This is a genomic window from Shewanella sp. MF05956 (genome assembly GCF_059758055.1).
In genome coordinates this window covers 1-19660 of record NZ_JCAYNV010000008.1, presented here as the reverse complement: position 1 = coordinate 19660, position 19660 = coordinate 1, and the positions used below count along the sequence as shown (strand labels likewise).

Here is a 19660-nt window from a genome sequence, read left to right as displayed (position 1 = left end):
ATGTACACTGCGGTTAAATTACTTAGCGGCTTACTTGGTTCGCTACTCATCCTTGTAGTGCTCAGTGGTTGTGGCAGCACAACCGCTGCACCGCAATATAAACAAGCAGAAGGTTATCGTTACCTTGAACGCAAAATTACCGATAATTACTACCTGCTCAGCGTCACCAGCAACCACAAAGCAGATTTACTGGTTTATGCACAAACTCACGCGTCCACACTAACCGAGCAACTTGGCTTTGATTGGTATATTATTGTCGAAAAAAATGGTCCAGATAATAAAAAACCGCCATATATACAGACAATTGAAATACGCATGGGCAAAGGCATTATGCCTTAATTTAACACTCAATAACCTACTGCACTCGTCACATATCAACACAGGACCGACTTCATGCCACTCTTACCTAAACCTCATTATCTACATTCTAAACCGGTTATTAAGCGTTTGTATTTGGCGAGCCTGTGGTCAGTCGTTATGGTATCTGCGCCGATCTACGCTGCTCAAATAACGCCTTTACCCCAAGCCGTGAGTAATAACGCAGTCGCCATGGTGCATGTTAATAAACAAACGTATTTACTGAGCTTTATGGGTCTAGGAAAAGATAAAGATTATCAAGATGTACATAATCTCGCCTGGGCATTAGCCATCGATAATACCAATCCTCAGTGGCAATCGATAAAAGCAGTGCCGCATGTGGCGCCGCTTTCTGGTCGCTTAGCGGCTATTGCAGTGGGTATAAAAGAGCATGCATATGTATTTGGCGGTTATACTGTTGCAGAAAATCATGATGAAATAAGCACTGTAGACAACTATCAATACTCCATCAGTACCAACAGCTATCAGCGTATTGCTGACATGCCTGTGGCTGTAGATGACACCACTGCCGCCACATACCAGCAACGCTATATTTATCTGTTTGGCGGCTGGCACAACGACGGTAACGTCAATTTAGTCCAAGTGTATGACACCCAAACCAACATGTGGGCACAAGCCAGCCCAATCCCTGCACCTGCGGTATTTGGCCAAGCGGTAGGCATAGTCGGTAATCAGTTAGTGCTGTGTGATGGGGTCAAAGTGCAGCCTAATATCAATGCACGTCGTAGCTACCAGGCATCACCAGTGTGTTTATTTGGGGAGATCAGCCCTGAAAATCACTTACGCATTGATTGGCAATTATTGCCGCACTACTCATCAGTTGCGAAGCAAACCGAAACCCAATCACATGCGCCAACAGCACATTACCGAATGGCAGCAACTGGTATTATGACGCCAAAAGGCGGTCAAATCGTCTTTTTAGGGGGCAGTGATAACCCGTACAATTATTCAGGTATTGGTTATAACGGTCAGCCGAGTGAACCCAGTGATGAACAATATCGTTTTGACCTCGTCAGTAAGCAATGGCTAACGCCACAAGCCTTATCGCAACCGAGTATGGATCATCGCGGGTTACTCTGTTGGCAAAATACTTTGCTGCGGGTTGGCGGTATGCTTGCAAAGCAAAATGTGAGTAACCACGTATTAACAACCACACTCAATGCCAATGAAACCTGCGCTGTCGATTAATAACGTGCTTATGTGAGTTAGCTAACAACTTTGACTTTAACATTTGAGAACCTCTAAAGATGCACATAATATACATGTAACTTATGTGCACCTTTGGAAAAACGATGTTAACTGAACACGCGTCACCCGCATTACAGCAGTTATCGCTAATCGATTTAATTGATCATATTGAAGCGACTCATCATCAGTACATCCGCGACACGGCGCCACTATTAGCCGAATATACTGAAAAAATGGTTAGAGCACATGGGGATGATCACAGCGAAATCAAACCATTGGCACAAGCTGTTAACGCACTTATTGCCGAATTAATGCCACACTTAATGAAAGAAGAACGCATTTTATTTCCAGCCATAAAATCACTCAGCTTAGGCGAACCTGCTCATGGCTGTTTTGGTCACATTAGCAATCCCATTAATATGATGCTGCATGAGCACGATAATGCCGACCAGATATTACATACCATCAGAAGTCTAACGAATAATTACACGCCACCTGCCGGTGCATGTCATACGTGGCAAACCTGTTATCGCACATTGGCAGAGTTTGATGCCGATTTACAAAATCATATTGATGTTGAGAATACGCTGCTTTTCCCAAAAGCACTGGCTATATAATCTTGTGCCATTAATCAAAGTAGACAATGAGGTCACTGTTGTGGCCTAGTGTGGCTTAACAAATCTACTCATCGTATTTTTTATCCGCTTTATACCGAGCCCCAACGGTATATTTTAAGAAGTAACTCCGTGCTCTCCCTTGCGGATTTACTTCCTTTTTTTAGCGAAACTTCTTAAAGTAATATTATTAACACGTAGTATCGCAACAAGGGAGTCATTATGTCGCCTCACCATTACCCAACATTTGCCTTAGACGATATTGCCAACTTACAAGAGTCTGCGCAGGTAGAATTTAAATTAGCCGGCGGCCGTGATGGCAACGGTAAACTGCCCGAAGGCATGTGGGAAAGCTACAGTGCTTTTGCTAACACGTTGGGCGGGGAGATCATTTTAGGCGTGAAAGAACAACAAGGGCAATTTACTATCGAAGGGATAGTGAATCCTATGCCAATGTTGAGTGAAATTTGGACCATTCTAAATGACCCTAAAAAAATCAGTCACAACATTTTAGCGCCAACCGATGTGCAAATAATCGAAATTTTGGCAAAAAAACTCATCCGTATTCACGTGCCGAGTGTTGATGTAAAACTCAGACCCATTTATATTGGCACAGACCCTTACAGCGGCACGTATTTCCGCGTAGGCGATGCCGATATGCATGCCAGCCGTGAGCAAGTTGAACAAATGAGTCTCAAAGCAGAAATCACCTTAAGCCAACGAACCACAAATAATCACAAATAATCACAAAGCATTAGACAAATAAATCACTCATTACGACATCGCTTTGACGCTCTAATGATCGTAAATCAAGGTTATTTAATCAGCAAACTAAAGTCATTCAAGCAGTAAATTAGAGTAATTCAAGCAGTAAATCTAATTGATTAATTTCAACATGCGGTAACACCGTTTGCGCTTTTTTGTGCCGTTGTTGCATACATGGGTTAAGCCAAACACTCTGACACCCTGCCATTTTAGCCCCTGCAACATCCGACGATGGATGATCGCCTATATGCAGCAATTGTGCAGGTGTAATCGCAAGCTGCTTGCAAGCTAACGTAAACATATCACTGTGCGGTTTCATTTTAATGCCGTTGCCTGGGTGCAGTACAAATTGCATCACATCATGTAAGCCAATGCGCTTGGCATCTACATTGCCATTGGTGATCCCAATTAACGGATAGTGTTGCCCGAGTTTTTGCAACACGGCCAACACCTCAGGCGCGATAGTAAAGTCACTGCGATGATGATGAAAACAATCCATGCCCACTTGTGCACCCTGACTGGCGTCTATTTCAGAGTAACCAAAATGCAATAAACCCTGATGCAACATGGCATAACGCGCGGTACTGGTGTCGTGCGCAAGTTCGGGTTTTAAGTTAAATAAATGGTGCTTAAGCTGTTGCCACTGGTTGCTGTTCCACGCCGTTGTAGCCGGATAACGGCGATTGATCAATTCAAATAATTGTTCACTCGCATGGACAACATAAGGAAGATTATTATAAAGGGTGTCATCTAAATCGAAACTAATGGCTTTAAAAGGGTGTAGGCGTTGATACTGAGTAATAGAAGCGGTTGGTTGTTGATATGTCATTATTTTCCCCTATCTTTTTTCGCTCTTGGATGCGCGCCGTCATACACTTTAGCAAGGTGTTGAAAGTCTAAACTGGTATAAATTTGTGTGGTCGACAAGTTTGCGTGACCCAACAACTCTTGTACTGCGCGTAAATCTTGACTTGATTCAAGCATATGGGTTGCAAACGAATGACGCAACTTATGCGGATGAACTTTTACTGACATGGCCTGCTCTTGGCCCCATTTAGCCATACGCGCTTGAATGCTTCGATGCGATAAACGTTTCCCTTGGCTGCTCACAAATAAAGCATCACCAGCCTCTGCAAGAGGTAATTGTTCACGGCATCCAAGCCACGTTTGTATCGCTAATAGCGCAACTTGGCCAATGGGCACAACGCGCTGCTTGCTGCCTTTACCCGTCACTTTAACTTCACTTTGATCAAACTTAATGTCTGCACAATCTAGGCTCGCGAGCTCCGCTAAACGTAAACCGCTTGAATAAAACAACTCCATCATGGCTTTGTCGCGCAGGCTCAAAGGGTCGGTGCCATCAATTGACAACAAATGACTCACCGCATCAACATCCATATTTTTGGGCAAGGGTTTGTTTTGCTTAGGAGCGCTAAGCGTATGGGCAGGATTAACCTTTACCGCACCTTCGTGGAGTAAAAAGTCGAAAAACTGTTTAAGTGCAGACAAACACAAAGACAAAGAGCGCGGACTTAGCCCTTTACGATGTAAGCCTGCGATAACAGATTGCAGCTGCTCTCGAGTTACGCTAATCAAGGCGGCATCTTCGCCCAATTGAGTGGCGACACGGCGTAATTCAAATAAATAATTACGCACTGTGTATGCCGATAACTGCCGCTCAGAAGTCAAATATTGGCTAAATACCGCCTGCCAGTCGGTTTGCTTCATGGCGCGAGTCCTCAATTATAATTGCGGTAATATATGGTCTAACAGATGGCATAGCTGGCTAAATAACAATGAGTCCATGTCTGGATGGAAATGAGTCGGGTCTTTGCTGGCAATGGCAAAAATCACCTGGCCGTTGTTATCAGACAACTTAGTTAAGGCCACAGAGCCAACTTCACGGCCAAATAAGCGCGATGATTCAGACTGAGTTAAGCGGCCAAAATAATAACCACTTTGCAAACGATGACGCCAAATATTGGCTAATTCGCTATCAATATCATGCACCGTAATCAACCTGACATGACTAAAGTCAAACTCACCTTTTAAGCCTTCAGACAAAGCTTGTCGCAGCTCGCCTAAGTCTTTACTTGCCAGTAACTTAAAGGATAACTCATTATTAAAATTGAATATTTTTTCATTGTGAGTGGCAATTTTCATCAACGACGTAATTTCTTCTTCTAGCTCGCTCACGCGTTGACGCAGTAATTCTTGACGGCGCTCAACCAACGACACCGCGCCGCGCTCTGCATGCGGCACACGCATCGCGATAAGCAGTTCAGGATAGCGATTAAAAAAGTCAGGATTATCTAATAAATACTCGCGGATTAGCACTTCATCAAAAGGAAGTTCCTGTATGTTACTGAGCATTTCTGCACCTAAATCATGGCCGAGAGTATTAATGTCTTTCGCGTTGGCACTGCTCACGCTGTCGACATGGATGTCATCTTTAGTTACTGCTTCTGAGGTAATGTCACTCATAGTTGAATATGCCCATCGTATACGTGTTCAGCGGGGCCAGTCATCCATAATGGTTTGCCCTCGCCTTCCCAATTTATCACTAAACTGCCGCCCGGTAGGTCTACCCTAACTTGCTTATCGAGTTTATCTTGTAATTGCCCAATCGCTGCCGCTGCACAGGCACCGGTTCCGCAGGCTAACGTTTCTGCTGCACCACGCTCATACACGCGTAATTTGATATGGCTAGGCGTTACTATTTGCATAAAGCCCACATTGACGCCTTTTGGAAAACGTTCATGGCGGGTCAAGCTGCGACCAATTTCGTCAACATTGACCGCGTCGACATCTTCCACTTCAATGACACAATGAGGATTACCCATTGAAATTGCACCACATAAGTACGTTTGCATTGGCGTTTGCAACAAATAGGTTTTTTCACTTCTTTTGGCTTTAAAGGGTATTTGGCTTGGCTCAGTGACGGGCACGCCCATATTGACGGTGATATGGCCATCTCGTTCAATACGTAAGGTAATTTTGCCCGAACTGGTGCTCACGCGAATTTTATTCTTTTGGGTCAAGCCTTTGTTTCGCACAAACCGAGCAAAGCAGCGGGCACCGTTACCACACTGCTCAACTTCGCTGCCGTCGGCATTAAAAATACGATAATGAAAATCGAGATCCGGATCATAAGGCGGCTCAACCAATAACAATTGATCAAAACCAATCCCAAAATTACGATCGGCAAGACGTCGAATTTGCTCAGGCGAAAAAAACACGTTCTGTGTTACGCCATCAACGACCATAAAATCGTTACCTAGCCCATGCATTTTGGTGAAATGGATCACGAAAGTTTCCTTATAAAACGTTATACCGACAACAAGTGAATTTACGGAAGTAGGTGTTCGCCTTGCCAAAGTTGCTCTAAGGTTTCACGCTGACGCACCACCACATCTTTAGCGCCATCAACCATAATTTCGGCCACTCGTGGGCGTGAATTATAATTAGATGACATCGCAAAGCCATAAGCCCCACTTGAACGGACGGCTAATAAATCACCCGCTTTTACCGCTAACTGCCTGTCTTTACCTAAAAAATCACCGGTTTCACATACTGGCCCTACAATATCATAAGCAAACTTGTCTGCATCTGTTTGTTGTACGGGAATAATATTTTGCCAAGCACTGTAAAGTGATGGGCGAATAAGATCGTTCATGGCGCCATCAACAATTGCAAAACGTTTGTCGCTGTTTTCTTTCAAATACAGCACTTGAGTAACAAAAATACCTGCGTTAGCAGCAATGGCACGTCCAGGCTCAAAAATTAACTTCAACGAACGACCGTCTAAACGTTCAAGCAAAGCCGCAGCATAAGCGTCTGGATGTGGAGGCGTTTCGCTGTTATAAGTCACACCTAAGCCGCCACCAACGTCGAAGTGTTCAATTACAATACCTTGACTCGCTAAACGATCGATTAACGCCAGCATGCGGTCCATCGCATCTAAAAACGGCTTAATTTCGGTTAGCTGAGAACCAATATGGCAATCGACCCCTTTTACCTGCAAGTGCGCGAGTGACGCTGCACGGGCAAACACGGTTTCGGCTTCTTCCATCGCGATACCGAATTTGTTTTCTTTAAGACCTGTTGAAATGTAAGGATGCGTGCCAGCATCAACGTCTGGGTTAATCCGCAGCGACACTGGCGCGACTTTACCTAAACGCTCAGCGACGGCATTAAGCTGTTCAAGCTCCGCGCTAGACTCAACGTTAAAACAATAAATGCCCAATTGCAGCGCTTGCTCCATTTCGGCAACGGTTTTACCCACACCAGAAAACACCACTTTTTTAGGATCGCCGCCAGCTTGCAATACGCGAGACAGCTCACCACCAGACACAATATCAAAACCACTGCCTAAACGAGCCAGCACATTTAATACTGCTAAATTTGAATTAGCCTTTACTGCGTAGCAAATAAGATGAGGATGATCGGCTACTGCATTGTTAAATGCATGCCAATGGCGCTCTAACGTGGCGCGAGAATAAATATATAACGGGGTGCCATGTTTCTTTGCTAGCTGTGCTACATCGCATTCTTCGGCGAATAAAGCATCATTTTGATATGAAAAGTAATCCAAAATGCAGGTCCTTATAAAAGCTATTCTTGTTGTGAGATTGAGGGTTGTTGTTCAGTCGTTTCTGCTTTATCAGGCACATTGGTGCTTACGGATTGCGAAGCAACTTTGTTGGCCACAGGTTCCGGTGTTTTGTATAAAACCCCTTTTTGACCACATGCGGTTACGAATAGGCTAGCAAGCATAATAAATAAAAGCAGTCTCATTTTTCTCAACATCTGTGCATCTAGTGAATAATGGTCTTATAATCGCATTCATAACGCAGAAAGCAAAGGACAGAAATGCATGACTATGACAGATACTGAGTTTCATCGATTAGCAGATGAAATGTTTGGCGAGATTGACAACGCAGTCGAACGAGCAATTGACGACCAAGATGCCGATGTCGATATTGATGCGAGCGGTAACGTGTTACAACTGGCATTTGAAGATGGCTCACAGATAGTGATCAACAAACAAGAGCCGCTTCATGAGATTTGGATTGCGACAAAGTTTGGCGGTTTCCACTTCAATTACACTGATGGTAAATGGCTAGACACTCGTAACGGCCTAGAGTTTATGCCCTTTGTGATTGATGCCATCAAAAAGCAAAGCGGTATTGAGTTAGATATTAAGCCTTAAAAATCCAATAAATGGGCTTAGCACTTACACTGAGCCCATATATTTTTCATCAGCATCAGCAACGTTAATCACACCTAAAAAGCTGAGCCCATTTCGTCATCAGACAATCCAAACGGTAATACCTGCAACACACCTTCTATGCGAGTCAGTTTAAAAAACTGCGGCATATTAAATACCGGTAAACGCTGTTTTTTCTCGTTAAACACATATAAGTGACTTTCTTTACCGACAAACTCTTTCATGCTTGTATGCGGATATTGCAGTTGTGTTAGTTGGTTATTCTCATCAACGATAAACACATCGAGTATGTCATTACGTTCACGCAAAAAATATTGCTTAGCGCCTGTGGCAACAAACTGTTGAATAATCGAAGGTACGCTGGCGTAAGGGTCATCGATGAGCTCAGGCCTCGCCAAGACCAAGTTTTCAACCAGATCTTTTTTTACTGCAGTATCAATTTTACGATACATCATGCCCAATGAATTAAAGTACATCCCATATCTGTGTTCACCAATGGTGATTTGGTGCATTAACGTGCTTGTTTGGCTCACCTTTTTCATCAAGCCATAGCAACGTAACAACAAGACTTTAAGCTGGTTAAATATTGGCTGCTTTAGTTTTGCAGAGCAACTTATTACAGACAAATCGACTTTATCATCTGAGCGTTTTAGGCCTAAAAACACAAACGAGATAGCTTCCAATAATGCAGTATCGCCATTAAAACGGTGACTTTGCCACTCTCCCCAACTGTTTAAACACACCACAGCAACAGAAGACAGCATGTTGATTTTATTACGCCCAAATGACAAGACATTCAAGTCGATGTAATCGAACATCAATTCTTGTCCCTGCCATTTTACGGTTGGGTCATCATCAACATTCACCACGAATATAATTTTTTGATAAAACCATGGCTCACATAAATGCCGCTTAGACACCATAGGCACATTATTCAGCATCGGAATTAATTTATGACTCAAATATGCCAATTTGTCAGCACGGTGAGAACCTCTGCCGACTTGAGCCCATTGGGTATCTAGCGTGGCAAGCCCGTTCAAAACAGACCAAGCTACAAGGCTACAAACATTGTCAGCTTCATGGATCACTTGGTTAGCATTGGTACCAACAAAAGACGCTCGAGCATCCGTTAACGACTCTAAACTTTGGGTTTGAGCTTGACGATATAAGTAAAAACGCGAGGCGGCATCACAATAACGTACCACCAACACCTTCTCAGCAGTCGATAAGCTCCATAACCGATTAAGCGGCTGTAAAATATGGTCATCATCACTAAACGATGAGTGCAACTTACGCGCAAGTAAACCCAGTTCTTCAACCCGCATACGGTCGCTTAAGGCTTGCTTAGAGGCAAACTGCAACAGGTTTTTATAACTCGTTAATAATAATTCGCTTAATTGCTGGTTAAACCATTTTAATTGCCCTGAATGCCAATAAGGGCTGCTATCTAACGTGGCGATAAGGCCTGGACTCCAACCCCACTGGCTGACTAAATGACGCATTTTATTAATGCGCCAATCACGCTCTTCTGAGATGGGTTGCTGTGACAGCATGACCCCAGATTTAAGGTAAAAACACCGCCTAACAATCTCTAAACGATTGTCGTCCTCTTGAGTCAGTAAATAACGTTCAATGCGATAATAGAGCAATAAGTAAGCATCGTTATCGCAGCTAAAGTTTTGCTGCTCGCACAACTGCCAAAGTTGTTGAGTAATGAGCGTGGTGTTGGGATATTCCGACGCGTAGGTTTCTAATAACAAAACCTTTAATAATGCTTTGTGTGGTTTATTTAAGCCTTTATATAACTGCCATAATGATGCACCAAAATATTCTGCTGCAGGGAGAGAGTTAATATCACCTAAATAAAGTAAATGCGGATATTGCTCGGTTATTTGTTGGGTGGCGCTTGGCCACCACGCAACGGTTTTACCTGCTAAACAAATATGTGAACGATAAAACTCTTCTAGCAATAACCAATGCTGGCTGGTGCCACTGTGCTCCAAACCTAATGATTGGCTACTTTCAAATGCACTAGAGTCACGAAATTGCATCGGATGAACAAGGTAAAAATTGACCTCAAAATCAAAACCAGCAAACCAGTCTGTCAGCAATTTATTTTTATCATTAAGCAGAGCGAGTTCAGCATGTGTAAGATGACTTTTATGCACCAGCCACACATCAATATCACTCTTGGGGTTTTGGCCAAAACTAGCCGTACTGCCCATGGCGTAAACACCTTCAAAAGCAGTTGAGTGCGCCTCAATAACAGCAGGAACGTCCAATGACATTGCATGACAAGCTTCAATAGCGTGATCTGGTAATGAGAAAAAATCGATACCGCAAGGTGTTTTAGGGTTAAGTATGCCAGGCAAATCAGGATGATTAACTTGCAACATCAATGGAATGAGATGAAATAATGCTTGTTGCATTTGAGGCAGCACACTGAGCACTCGAGCCACTCGAATACGATTTAATTGCTGTGCTAATTCCTGTTGATGACATGCTGTGACGATAGTCAAAGCTTACTTCCTTATAACTGTACGTTAAATGTATACATTGCGAGTTAACAATTTTAATTTTGATAATTCGAATTTATCACTAACTACAGTAGATTGAACATCACAATTTTACCAAAACTGTGATCGTTGTAGCGTTAAGTGTCAGTTTGTCTCACATTAAATGCATGTAAACAAGGTAAATAAGCGCTACAGACTTCAAACAATTAGCATCGATTTGTTACATCAAAGCGTGGGCAATGATAGCATTAGCTTAACTAAGGCTATCTGACTTGGATTTACTACTATGTCTGAAAATGTAATTCGTATTGCAACACGTAAAAGTCCACTGGCTATGTGGCAAGCAGAATTTGTGCAAGCTGAGCTAGAACGTATTCACCCTGGTTTGCGGGTTGAGCTGCTACCTATGAGCACAAAAGGCGATGTTATTTTAGATACGCCATTGGCTAAAGTGGGTGGCAAAGGCTTGTTTGTTAAAGAGCTTGAAGTCGCTATGCTAGAAAACCGTGCCGATATTGCGGTGCATTCTATGAAAGACGTGCCGGTAGACTTCCCAGACGGTTTGGGTTTACAAGTGATTTGTGAACGTGAAGACCCTCGCGATGCATTTGTTTCAAATAGCTACAAAACAATCAGCGAATTACCACAAGGCGCTGTAGTCGGAACATCAAGCTTACGTCGTCAATGTCAAATTCGTGCTGCACGCCCAGACTTAGTTATTAAAGACTTGCGTGGCAATGTAGGTACGCGCTTAGCCAAACTCGACAGTGGCGATTATGATGCCATTATTCTTGCTGCGGCTGGGCTTATTCGTTTAAAACTTAATGACCGTATTGCGAGCTTTATTTCTGCTGAAGAATCATTACCAGCAAATGGCCAAGGTGCAGTCGGTATTGAATGTCGTACTGATGATGCACGTGTTAAGGCGCTATTAGCCCCACTTGAACACTTAGAAACTCGCTACCGAGTGCTTGCCGAGCGCGCGATGAATACCCGCTTAGAAGGCGGATGCCAGGTACCTATTGGCGCTTTTGCTGAAATTGAAGGTGACAAGTTAACCCTACGCGGATTAGTGGGTAACCCTGATGGCAGCCAAATTATTACGGGCACTGTGTCGGGTCTTAAAACTGATGCGGTCAGTTTGGGCCAAGCTTTGGCAGATGACTTATTAAGTCGCGGCGCTAAAACTATTTTAGATGCTGTTTATGCCAGCTAATTTTTGCTCATCAAGATAACAGACGATGAAAGTCTTGCTAACGCGCCCAATCGGGCGCAATCAAGCAATGGAGGAGCAACTCTCGCTTAGCGGTGTTGCTTACTTTGTTACTCCCCTTTTAGCGGTTGTCGAAACCACCGAGCAACTCGACTCCTCAAGCTTAAAACATACCGACAACTTACTGTTTATTAGTACCAATGCAGTCGATTTTGCCGCACAAAAACTACAACAACAATTTCCACATCACTGCCGTTACTTTGCTGTAGGTCAAGCGACCGCAGACAGCCTTGCGCAGTTTAACATTCATGCCTATACCTCACCCGATACAAGCCAAGACAGCGAAGGATTATTGTCTTTACCGCAACTGCAAAATGTCGAAAATCAAACCTTCGTTATTGTACGTGGCGTCGGTGGCCGAGAGGAATTGGCCGAGCAACTAACCGCACGCGGTGCCCAAGTTGACTACTGGCAAGTATATCAACGCATCACACCCGCGCTTAATGGACGTGACATTTGCCAGCAATGGAAATCATTTGGTATTGATACCATTGTGGTCACTAGCGGTGAAATATTATCCAACTTAGTCGACCTTGTACCAAAAGAATCATTTGCATGGCTACGCGCATGTCATATCATAGTCCCTAGTAATCGTGTCGAAATGCAAGCAAAAGCAATGGGATTAAGCCATATTACCAATGCAAATGGAGCAAATACTCAAGCAACACTTACGAGCTTGGGCTTAAATTTGTTATGATATTGTTATGTAGCATCGACATGCATTAATTAATATTGCTTTTATTGGTTGTATTTTTGCTTTCAAGGACTGTTCATGGAAAACAATAAAAAAGATCCAAATTCGCCAGCAAACCAGGACGAGAAAGTCATTTCTCCAACATCAAGCCCTGTTGAAAAGCCGGCTGTAGCCAAAAAAGGCAATACCCCCAATCCATCGTCAACTGACAAAAAAAACAAAAACGCTCAGAATAACGATACCCAAATGAACAATCAACGCCGTAAAACCAAAGCCAGCTCTTGGTGGATAAGGCTTGGCGTATTATTGAGTTTAATTATTGGCATTGCAGCTATCGCTGCTTGTTATTGGATTTATCTGCAACTCGATAAACAAGACAGTGGTCAAGTTCAGTTAGGGCAAACGATTACTGCACAAGCTAAACAAAATCAATCATTAAAGTATGAAGTACAGCAAGTTGAGATGACAAGCAACAAACGCTTCTCGACATTAGAGCAACAACAACTTAATGACACTAAAGCTTATGCAAAGCTTGCTGAACTTCAGCAATCAAATAAATTATTACAAGAGCGAGTAGCAATTATCGCCCAGCGAAGCCCTAATCATTGGATGGCCTCTGAAGCTGAATACCTAGTGCGCATGGCCGGCAGAAAATTGTGGTTAGAAAACGATCCGCAAACCGCTATGGCCCTATTACAGTCTGCAGATGAACGTATTAGTGCCATGAAAGACCCAGCGTTAACGGTCTTACGTAAAGCCCTTGCCGATGACATTAACAAAGTAAAATCATTAAAAACCACCGACATTACCAATACTATTTTCGAATTAGACACTGTGATTAATGGCTTAACCTTACTGCCGTTAAACCGAGTTAATGAGAACTTCCAAGAAAACTCAGAGACTCCGCCAATGACAGATTCAATAGACGATTGGCAACAAAACCTTGCGCGCACTTGGCATGATTTAACGGACGGCTTTGTCACTATCCGCAAACGAACCACAGATTTAGAGCCACTTTTATCCCCTGAACAACAGTGGTATTTAGTGGAAAACATCCGTAATAAATTACTTCAAGCACAACTGTCTTTATACCGATTTGACCACGTTAATTATCAGCAATCTATTGCATTAGCTGACAAATGGTTACAGCAATATTTTGATTTAACAGATGCAAAAACCAAGGAAACAGTTGAAGCATTAGATAAGCTTGCAAGAGTAAAGGTTGAGAAAATCACCCTGAACAAGTTCCAGGCATCACCGTTACTTCAACAGCTAGTTACCTATGGTGAAATCATGCCAGTGGAGGAACTTGCACAATGATTAAAACCTTAGTGTATGTGTTGCTTATCTTAATCGGATTATGTGTCAGTCCGCTCATTATTGGCCAAAGCGGTTATGTCTATATTGCGATTGGCGAATATCAAATTGAAACCAGTTTAGTTGCCGCTGTTGTGGGGTTAATTTTCTTTTATTTTGCACTGCAATTAGTGGAATGGTTATTAGTATTACTGCTTAATATTATTTTAAGCAGTCGTTACCTACCCGCTAAATGGCGACAAAAAACGGCTAAAAAACAGACCCTTATTGGCGCTTTAGCTATCGCAGAAGAAGATTGGCCAGCAGCAGAAACTGCTATGGCCAAAGGTGCCCAGCAAGGTGAAATACCATTATTAAACTTGTTTGCTGCCGCTCGAGCGGCGCACTATCAAGGTAAAACCACAGCGCGCGACCACTACTTAACTCAAGCAGAGAAAAATCCTATTGCCAAAACGGCGGTAGAGACCTCTCGTGCACGCTATTTTATTAAGCAAGGTGAGCTAGTTAAGGCCAGAGCTATAGTTGATAGGCTCAGCCCAACCAGCAAAAGTAGCGCCCCAGTTTTAAGGCTAGCAGTCGATTTGTATCAACAACAACAAGACTGGCAAGCACTTAAACTACTGCTCCCTATTGTGGCGAAACGTAAAATACTGAACGATAGCGAGCAACTAGGATTAGCGACACAAACCAATGCAATTTTATTAACCAATGCAGCCCAAGAGTCTGAGGCTGAATTGGAAAAATGCTGGCACTGGTTAAGTAAATCTGAGCGCAAACAGGATGAATTGATAGTGGCTTATGCTCATGGTTTAAATCTATTTAAACACCAAGATAAAGCCTTAAAACTACTTAGCAAACAACTTAAAGCTCAGCCCACCTCACTCTTATTTAACGCCTTGCCAGATTTAGTCAGCGCAGATGATAGCGAAATACGTAAGTTGCTCGAGCGTCTTGAAAGCACTCATGAGAATGATGCCGACTATCAAACGTGCTTAGCAAAACTGGCCATGCAACAGCGTGATGCTAAACAAGCCAAAATCCATTGGCAAAACGTATGCAGAATTGCACCGTCACATCAAGCCTGGTTAGCACTAGCACAAATCCAAGAGCAATTAGGCGAAAACACTCCTGCAGCACAAAGCTACCGTAAAGCAGCAATCTCTATGTAATGCTTTAGTATGAATTTACTTCGAGATAGTTATCAAACCCGCTACCTTGCGGGTTTTTTATTCAGAAAATTTCATGTGTGCCGATAAGACGTTTACCGTGTAAAAGCATTAACCCCTGATAAACTCTACAATATTAATCATTACAAATATCTATTTAATAAACTAATAATCAACTAGTTACGCAATCATACCGTGACGTCAAAAAATTGACCACATACCTAATTCATGGTAGAATTGTTAGATTACGGTTAAATTATTTTTAATTTAAAATTCATAATACTTTGACCAAGATCACGCATACTTACGTATTAATTACCTGAATATCAAAGCTGTTGGGAGCTTCAAATGGAATCGATTAAAACATCACAAAACGGGATACTTTCTGCCTCTGAAGGCAAAGTAGTCATGACCATCAATAACCAAACAACTGAGCTTCAGTTAGGCCAAATTGTGCCAACCGGAGCGACTGTGACTAGTGACGAAAGCATAAACTTCGTCATTACTTTTGATGATGGCACTATTTTCAATAGTGAAGATATGCCTACAGATGAAACGATTACCAATGCTCTTAACGCAGAGGATCAGGTTTTAGATCAAACAGCTTTAGATGAAATTGAAGCGCTACAAGATCTTATCGCTTCAGGCGAAGATCCAACAACAGAACTACCTGAAACCGCTGCTGGCGCCCCAACTGCCAACCAGGGTGATTTTGGCTATGTTGCAGTATCACGTGATGGAAGCGAAACACTTGCTGACAATGGTTATGATACAACTGGACAAGCGGCTGCCCCAACAGCTGTAATTCAGGAAGAAGGTGTAGGCGAAAACGATTCCCCATCAATTTTAGTCAACGATGCAATAACGGTTGGCGAAGACCAAATTGCTTCAGGTAATGTATTAAGTAATGACACTGATGCTGATTCAGCATTGAGCGTAGTGAGCTTCGAAGTTAACGGCGAAATCTATCCAGCAGGCACTGAAGTCACCCTCGAAAATGGTGTGCTCGTGTTAAATGCTGATGGTTCTTATACTTTCACGCCAAATGAAAACTGGAACGGCACTGTTCCTGTGATCACTTACACCACCAACACAGGTATTACCGCGACATTAACCATTGAAGTCACGCCGCTTGATGATGCGTCCGTATTAGTTAATGACAGCAATACCATTGTTGAAGATACCGTTGCCACCGGTAACGTGTTAGATAACGACAGCGATGTCGATTCAGATTTAAGTGTTGTGAGCTTCGAAGTTAACGGCCAAAGCTATGATGCTGGCACCGAAGTTACCCTAGAAAATGGCGTGATCGTGTTAAACGCTGACGGTTCATACACCTTCACACCAAATGAAAACTGGAACGGCAGCGTACCAGTGATCACTTACACCACCAATACTGGTATCACTGCTACGTTAACCATTGAAGTCACGCCGCTTGATGATGCGTCGATATTAGTGAATGACAGCAATACCATTGTTGAAGATACCGTTGCCACCGGTAACGTGTTAGATAACGACAGCGATGTCGATTCAGATTTAAGTGTCGTAAGCTTTGAAGTTAACGGCCAAAGCTATGATGCTGGCACCGAAGTTACCTTAGAAAATGGCGTGATCGTGTTAAATACTGATGGTTCTTATACTTTCACTCCAAATGAAAACTGGAACGGCACTGTTCCTGTGATCACTTACACCACCAACACTGGTATTACTGCGACATTAACCATTGAAGTGACGCCAGTTGATGATGCGTCGATATTAGTAAATGACAGCAATACCATTGTTGAAGATACCGTTGCCACCGGTAACGTGTTAGATAACGACAGCGATGTCGATTCAGATTTAAGTGTTGTGAGCTTCGAAGTTAACGGCCAAAGCTATGATGCTGGCACCGAAGTTACCCTAGAAAATGGCGTGATCGTGTTAAACGCTGACGGTTCATACACCTTCACACCAAATGAAAACTGGAACGGCAGCGTACCAGTGATCACTTACACCACCAATACTGGTATCACCGCGACGTTAACCATTGAAGTCACGCCGCTTGATGATGCGTCGATATTAGTGAATGACAGCAATACCATTGTTGAAGATACCGTTGCCACCGGTAACGTGTTAGATAACGACAGCGATGTCGATTCAGATTTAAGTGTCGTAAGCTTTGAAGTTAACGGCCAAAGCTATGATGCTGGCACCGAAGTTACCTTAGAAAATGGCGTGATCGTGTTAAATACTGATGGTTCTTATACTTTCACTCCAAATGAAAACTGGAACGGCACTGTTCCTGTGATCACTTACACCACCAACACTGGTATTACTGCGACATTAACCATTGAAGTGACGCCGCTTGATGATGCGTCAGTATTAGTTAATGACAGCAATACCATTGTTGAAGATACCGTTGCCACCGGTAACGTGTTAGATAACGACAGCGATGTCGATTCAGATTTAAGTGTCGTAAGCTTCGAAGTTAACGGCCAAAGCTATGATGCTGGCACCGAAGTCACCTTAGAAAATGGCGTGATCGTGTTAAACGCTGACGGTTCATACACCTTCACACCAAATGAAAACTGGAACGGCAGCGTACCAGTGATCACTTACACCACCAATACCGGTATTACCGCGACATTAACGATTGAAGTCACGCCCCTTGATGATGCATCAGTGTTAGTTAATGACAGCAATACCATTGTTGAAGATACCGTTGCCACCGGTAACGTGTTAGATAACGACAGCGATGTCGATTCAGATTTAAGTGTCGTGAGCTTCGAAGTTAACGGCCAAAGCTATGATGCTGGCACCGAAGTCACCCTAGAAAATGGCGTGATCGTGTTAAACGCTGACGGTTCATACACCTTCACACCAAATGAAAACTGGAACGGCAGCGTACCGGTGATCACTTACACCACAAATACCGGTATTACCGCGACATTAACAATTGAAGTCACGCCAGTTGCTGACGGCGCTCCTACCGTTATTATTAATACAGATACTAATGATGATGGTTTTATTAGTAATGAAGAACTCAATGGCGCGACAGAAATAAACGTTACTATCGGCTTGGACAACACCGGTGCTCAAGCCGGTGATACCCTTATTGTCAATGGCATTGAAATTGTATTAACACAAGAAGATATTGATACTGGGAGTGTAAATCTCGATTTACCTGCACCTGGTGAAGGTGAAGAAATTGAAGTTGTTGCTGTAATCGTTGATTCTACTGGTAATACATCACCTGAAGGAAGCGACTCTGCAATTTTAGATACCACGCCACCAGTTATTACCGTTGATGCACCAGCTCTCACAACTGACACAACACCAACTATTACTGGTACGACTGACGCACCTGTTGGCAGTACTGTTACGTTAATTATTACGGATAGTGAAGGTAACGAACAAACGATAACAACAACGGTTCAGCCAGATGGAACCTACGAGGTTGACGTAAGAGATCCGCTAGCTGAAGGCGACTATACAGTCGTTGCTGAAGTTACAGATCCTGCTGGTAATTCTGCCACTGATACTGATGATGGAATTGTTGACATAACGTCACCAGCACCGCTTGTAGAATTCAGCGGCATGGGCACTGATGGTATCTTTAACAGCGATGAAATTGGTACTGACGGCACTGTGACCGCAACCGTGACCTTAGCGACCGGCACCCAAGTGGGCGACACCTTGATTGTCACCGACGGCAACGGCACCGAATTGTTTAACGGCCCTGTTACCCAGGACATGCTGGATAACGGCTTTGATGTTGAAGTCCCTGTCACTGCAGGCGCAACGGATGTTGATGTCACCGCGCAAGTGATTGATATCGCCGGTAACCCATCTGCAACCGCAACCGACACACAACCTGTTGATGCCACCATGGCGCCTGCACCGACTGTAGAATTCAGCGGCATGGGCACTGATGGTATCTTTAACAGCGATGAGATTGGTACTGACGGCACCGTCACCGCAACCGTCACCTTAGCGACCAGCACGCAAGTGGGCGACACCTTGATTGTCACCGACGGCAACGGTACTGAATTGTTTAACGGCCCTGTTACCCAGGACATGCTCGACAACGGCTTTGATGTTGAAGTCCCTGTGACCGCAGGCGCAACCGATGTTGATGTCACCGCGCAAGTGATTGATATCGCCGGTAACCCATCTGCAACCGCAACCGACACACAACCTGTTGATGCCACTATGGCACCTGCACCGACTGTAGAATTCAGCGGCATGGGCAGTGATGGCGTGTTCAACAGCGATGAAATTGGTACTGACGGCACCGTCACCGCAACCGTGACCTTAGCGACCGGCACCCAAGTAGGCGACACCTTGATTGTCACCGACGGCAACGGCACTGAATTGTTTAACGGCCCTGTTACTCAGGACATGCTCGACAACGGCTTTGATGTTGAAGTCCCTGTCACTGCAGGCGCAACCGATGTTGATGTCACCGCACAGGTGATTGATATCGCCGGTAACCCATCTGCAACCGCAACCGACACACAACCTGTTGATGCCACCATGG

17 protein-coding genes are annotated in these 19660 nt (G+C 43.7%); 10 read left to right on the top strand and 7 right to left on the bottom strand.

Annotated elements, in window-relative coordinates; all coding sequences use genetic code 11:
* From AC19MX_RS10140 to AC19MX_RS10125, 4 genes are all read left to right on the top strand, one after another.
* Complete coding sequence (locus AC19MX_RS10140) at positions 1-339, top strand: hypothetical protein (RefSeq protein WP_498297825.1); 339 nt, start codon at positions 1-3, stop codon at positions 337-339.
* 54 nt (positions 340-393) lie between these two features.
* On the top strand, positions 394-1566 hold the full coding sequence (locus AC19MX_RS10135; RefSeq protein ID WP_498297823.1) for a Kelch repeat-containing protein: 1173 nt from the start codon (positions 394-396) through the stop codon (positions 1564-1566).
* A gap of 104 nt (positions 1567-1670) precedes the next feature.
* Positions 1671-2183, top strand: a complete 513-nt coding sequence (locus AC19MX_RS10130; RefSeq protein ID WP_498297821.1) for a hemerythrin domain-containing protein — start codon at positions 1671-1673, stop codon at positions 2181-2183.
* A 219-nt stretch (positions 2184-2402) separates the two neighbouring features.
* Positions 2403-2924, top strand: coding sequence for an AlbA family DNA-binding domain-containing protein (locus AC19MX_RS10125; RefSeq protein WP_498297819.1), 522 nt, complete (start codon positions 2403-2405; stop codon positions 2922-2924).
* Between the two features lie 109 nt (positions 2925-3033).
* Here the strand turns inward: AC19MX_RS10125 and AC19MX_RS10120 are convergent, their stop codons facing one another.
* The 6 genes from AC19MX_RS10120 to AC19MX_RS10095 all read right to left on the bottom strand — a co-directional run bounded on the left by AC19MX_RS10120 (position 3034) and on the right by AC19MX_RS10095 (position 7721).
* A complete protein-coding gene (locus tag AC19MX_RS10120) occupies positions 3034-3774 on the bottom strand; it encodes an HAD-IA family hydrolase (RefSeq protein WP_498297817.1) in 741 nt (246 codons plus the stop codon).
* Entirely contained in the window at positions 3774-4673 is a 900-nt protein-coding gene (gene xerC / locus AC19MX_RS10115) for a tyrosine recombinase XerC (RefSeq protein ID WP_432404521.1), read from the bottom strand. The genes AC19MX_RS10120 and xerC overlap by 1 nt, the downstream gene beginning before the upstream one ends.
* A gap of 15 nt (positions 4674-4688) precedes the next feature.
* A complete protein-coding gene (locus AC19MX_RS10110) occupies positions 4689-5318 on the bottom strand; it encodes a DUF484 family protein (RefSeq protein ID WP_498298048.1) in 630 nt (209 codons plus the stop codon).
* A 107-nt stretch (positions 5319-5425) separates the two neighbouring features.
* Complete coding sequence (dapF, locus tag AC19MX_RS10105; RefSeq protein WP_432404518.1) at positions 5426-6253, bottom strand: diaminopimelate epimerase; 828 nt, start codon at positions 6251-6253, stop codon at positions 5426-5428.
* A gap of 41 nt (positions 6254-6294) precedes the next feature.
* The gene (gene lysA / locus AC19MX_RS10100; RefSeq protein ID WP_498297815.1) at positions 6295-7539 is read right to left on the bottom strand and encodes a diaminopimelate decarboxylase; all 1245 of its coding nucleotides are present in this window, start codon (positions 7537-7539) and stop codon (positions 6295-6297) included.
* Positions 7540-7559: 20 nt separating this feature from the next.
* Positions 7560-7721, bottom strand: coding sequence for a lipoprotein (locus AC19MX_RS10095; RefSeq protein ID WP_498298046.1), 162 nt, complete (start codon positions 7719-7721; stop codon positions 7560-7562).
* Between the two features lie 100 nt (positions 7722-7821).
* On the opposite strand from AC19MX_RS10095, the gene cyaY reads away from it, so the two are divergent.
* Positions 7822-8157, top strand: a complete 336-nt coding sequence (gene cyaY, locus AC19MX_RS10090; protein ID WP_498297813.1) for an iron donor protein CyaY — start codon at positions 7822-7824, stop codon at positions 8155-8157.
* Between the two features lie 74 nt (positions 8158-8231).
* Here the strand turns inward: cyaY and AC19MX_RS10085 are convergent, their stop codons facing one another.
* Entirely contained in the window at positions 8232-10694 is a 2463-nt protein-coding gene (locus AC19MX_RS10085; protein WP_498297811.1) for a class I adenylate cyclase, read from the bottom strand.
* Between the two features lie 283 nt (positions 10695-10977).
* Between AC19MX_RS10085 and hemC the strand changes: the two genes are divergently transcribed.
* The 5 genes from hemC to AC19MX_RS10060 form a co-directional block, all read left to right on the top strand.
* Entirely contained in the window at positions 10978-11907 is a 930-nt protein-coding gene (hemC, locus tag AC19MX_RS10080; RefSeq protein WP_432404502.1) for a hydroxymethylbilane synthase, read from the top strand.
* A 25-nt stretch (positions 11908-11932) separates the two neighbouring features.
* A complete protein-coding gene (locus AC19MX_RS10075) occupies positions 11933-12661 on the top strand; it encodes a uroporphyrinogen-III synthase (RefSeq protein WP_498297809.1) in 729 nt (242 codons plus the stop codon).
* 75 nt (positions 12662-12736) lie between these two features.
* The gene (locus AC19MX_RS10070; RefSeq protein ID WP_498297807.1) at positions 12737-13978 is read left to right on the top strand and encodes a uroporphyrinogen-III C-methyltransferase; all 1242 of its coding nucleotides are present in this window, start codon (positions 12737-12739) and stop codon (positions 13976-13978) included.
* On the top strand, positions 13975-15144 hold the full coding sequence (locus AC19MX_RS10065) for a heme biosynthesis HemY N-terminal domain-containing protein (protein ID WP_498297805.1): 1170 nt from the start codon (positions 13975-13977) through the stop codon (positions 15142-15144). The genes AC19MX_RS10070 and AC19MX_RS10065 overlap by 4 nt, the downstream gene beginning before the upstream one ends.
* A gap of 345 nt (positions 15145-15489) precedes the next feature.
* Positions 15490-19660: beta strand repeat-containing protein (locus tag AC19MX_RS10060; protein ID WP_498297803.1), on the top strand; the 4171-nt coding region annotated here is incomplete at its 3' end.

What these genes read in the sequence shown, in the direction of transcription:
- AC19MX_RS10140 (WP_498297825.1), top strand. Translation starts at nt 1, where the DNA reads ATGTACACTGCGGTTAAATTACTTAGCGGCTTACTTGGTTCGCTACTC.
- AC19MX_RS10135 (WP_498297823.1), top strand. Translation starts at nt 394, where the DNA reads ATGCCACTCTTACCTAAACCTCATTATCTACATTCTAAACCGGTTATT.
- AC19MX_RS10130 (WP_498297821.1), top strand. Translation starts at nt 1,671, where the DNA reads ATGTTAACTGAACACGCGTCACCCGCATTACAGCAGTTATCGCTAATC.
- AC19MX_RS10125 (WP_498297819.1), top strand. Translation starts at nt 2,403, where the DNA reads ATGTCGCCTCACCATTACCCAACATTTGCCTTAGACGATATTGCCAAC.
- AC19MX_RS10120 (WP_498297817.1), bottom strand. Translation starts at nt 3,774, where the DNA reads ATGACATATCAACAACCAACCGCTTCTATTACTCAGTATCAACGCCTA.
- xerC (WP_432404521.1), bottom strand. Translation starts at nt 4,673, where the DNA reads ATGAAGCAAACCGACTGGCAGGCGGTATTTAGCCAATATTTGACTTCT.
- AC19MX_RS10110 (WP_498298048.1), bottom strand. Translation starts at nt 5,318, where the DNA reads ATGCTCAGTAACATACAGGAACTTCCTTTTGATGAAGTGCTAATCCGC.
- AC19MX_RS10095 (WP_498298046.1), bottom strand. Translation starts at nt 7,721, where the DNA reads ATGCTTGCTAGCCTATTCGTAACCGCATGTGGTCAAAAAGGGGTTTTA.
- cyaY (WP_498297813.1), top strand. Translation starts at nt 7,822, where the DNA reads ATGACTATGACAGATACTGAGTTTCATCGATTAGCAGATGAAATGTTT.
- hemC (WP_432404502.1), top strand. Translation starts at nt 10,978, where the DNA reads ATGTCTGAAAATGTAATTCGTATTGCAACACGTAAAAGTCCACTGGCT.
- AC19MX_RS10075 (WP_498297809.1), top strand. Translation starts at nt 11,933, where the DNA reads ATGAAAGTCTTGCTAACGCGCCCAATCGGGCGCAATCAAGCAATGGAG.
- AC19MX_RS10070 (WP_498297807.1), top strand. Translation starts at nt 12,737, where the DNA reads ATGGAAAACAATAAAAAAGATCCAAATTCGCCAGCAAACCAGGACGAG.
- AC19MX_RS10065 (WP_498297805.1), top strand. Translation starts at nt 13,975, where the DNA reads ATGATTAAAACCTTAGTGTATGTGTTGCTTATCTTAATCGGATTATGT.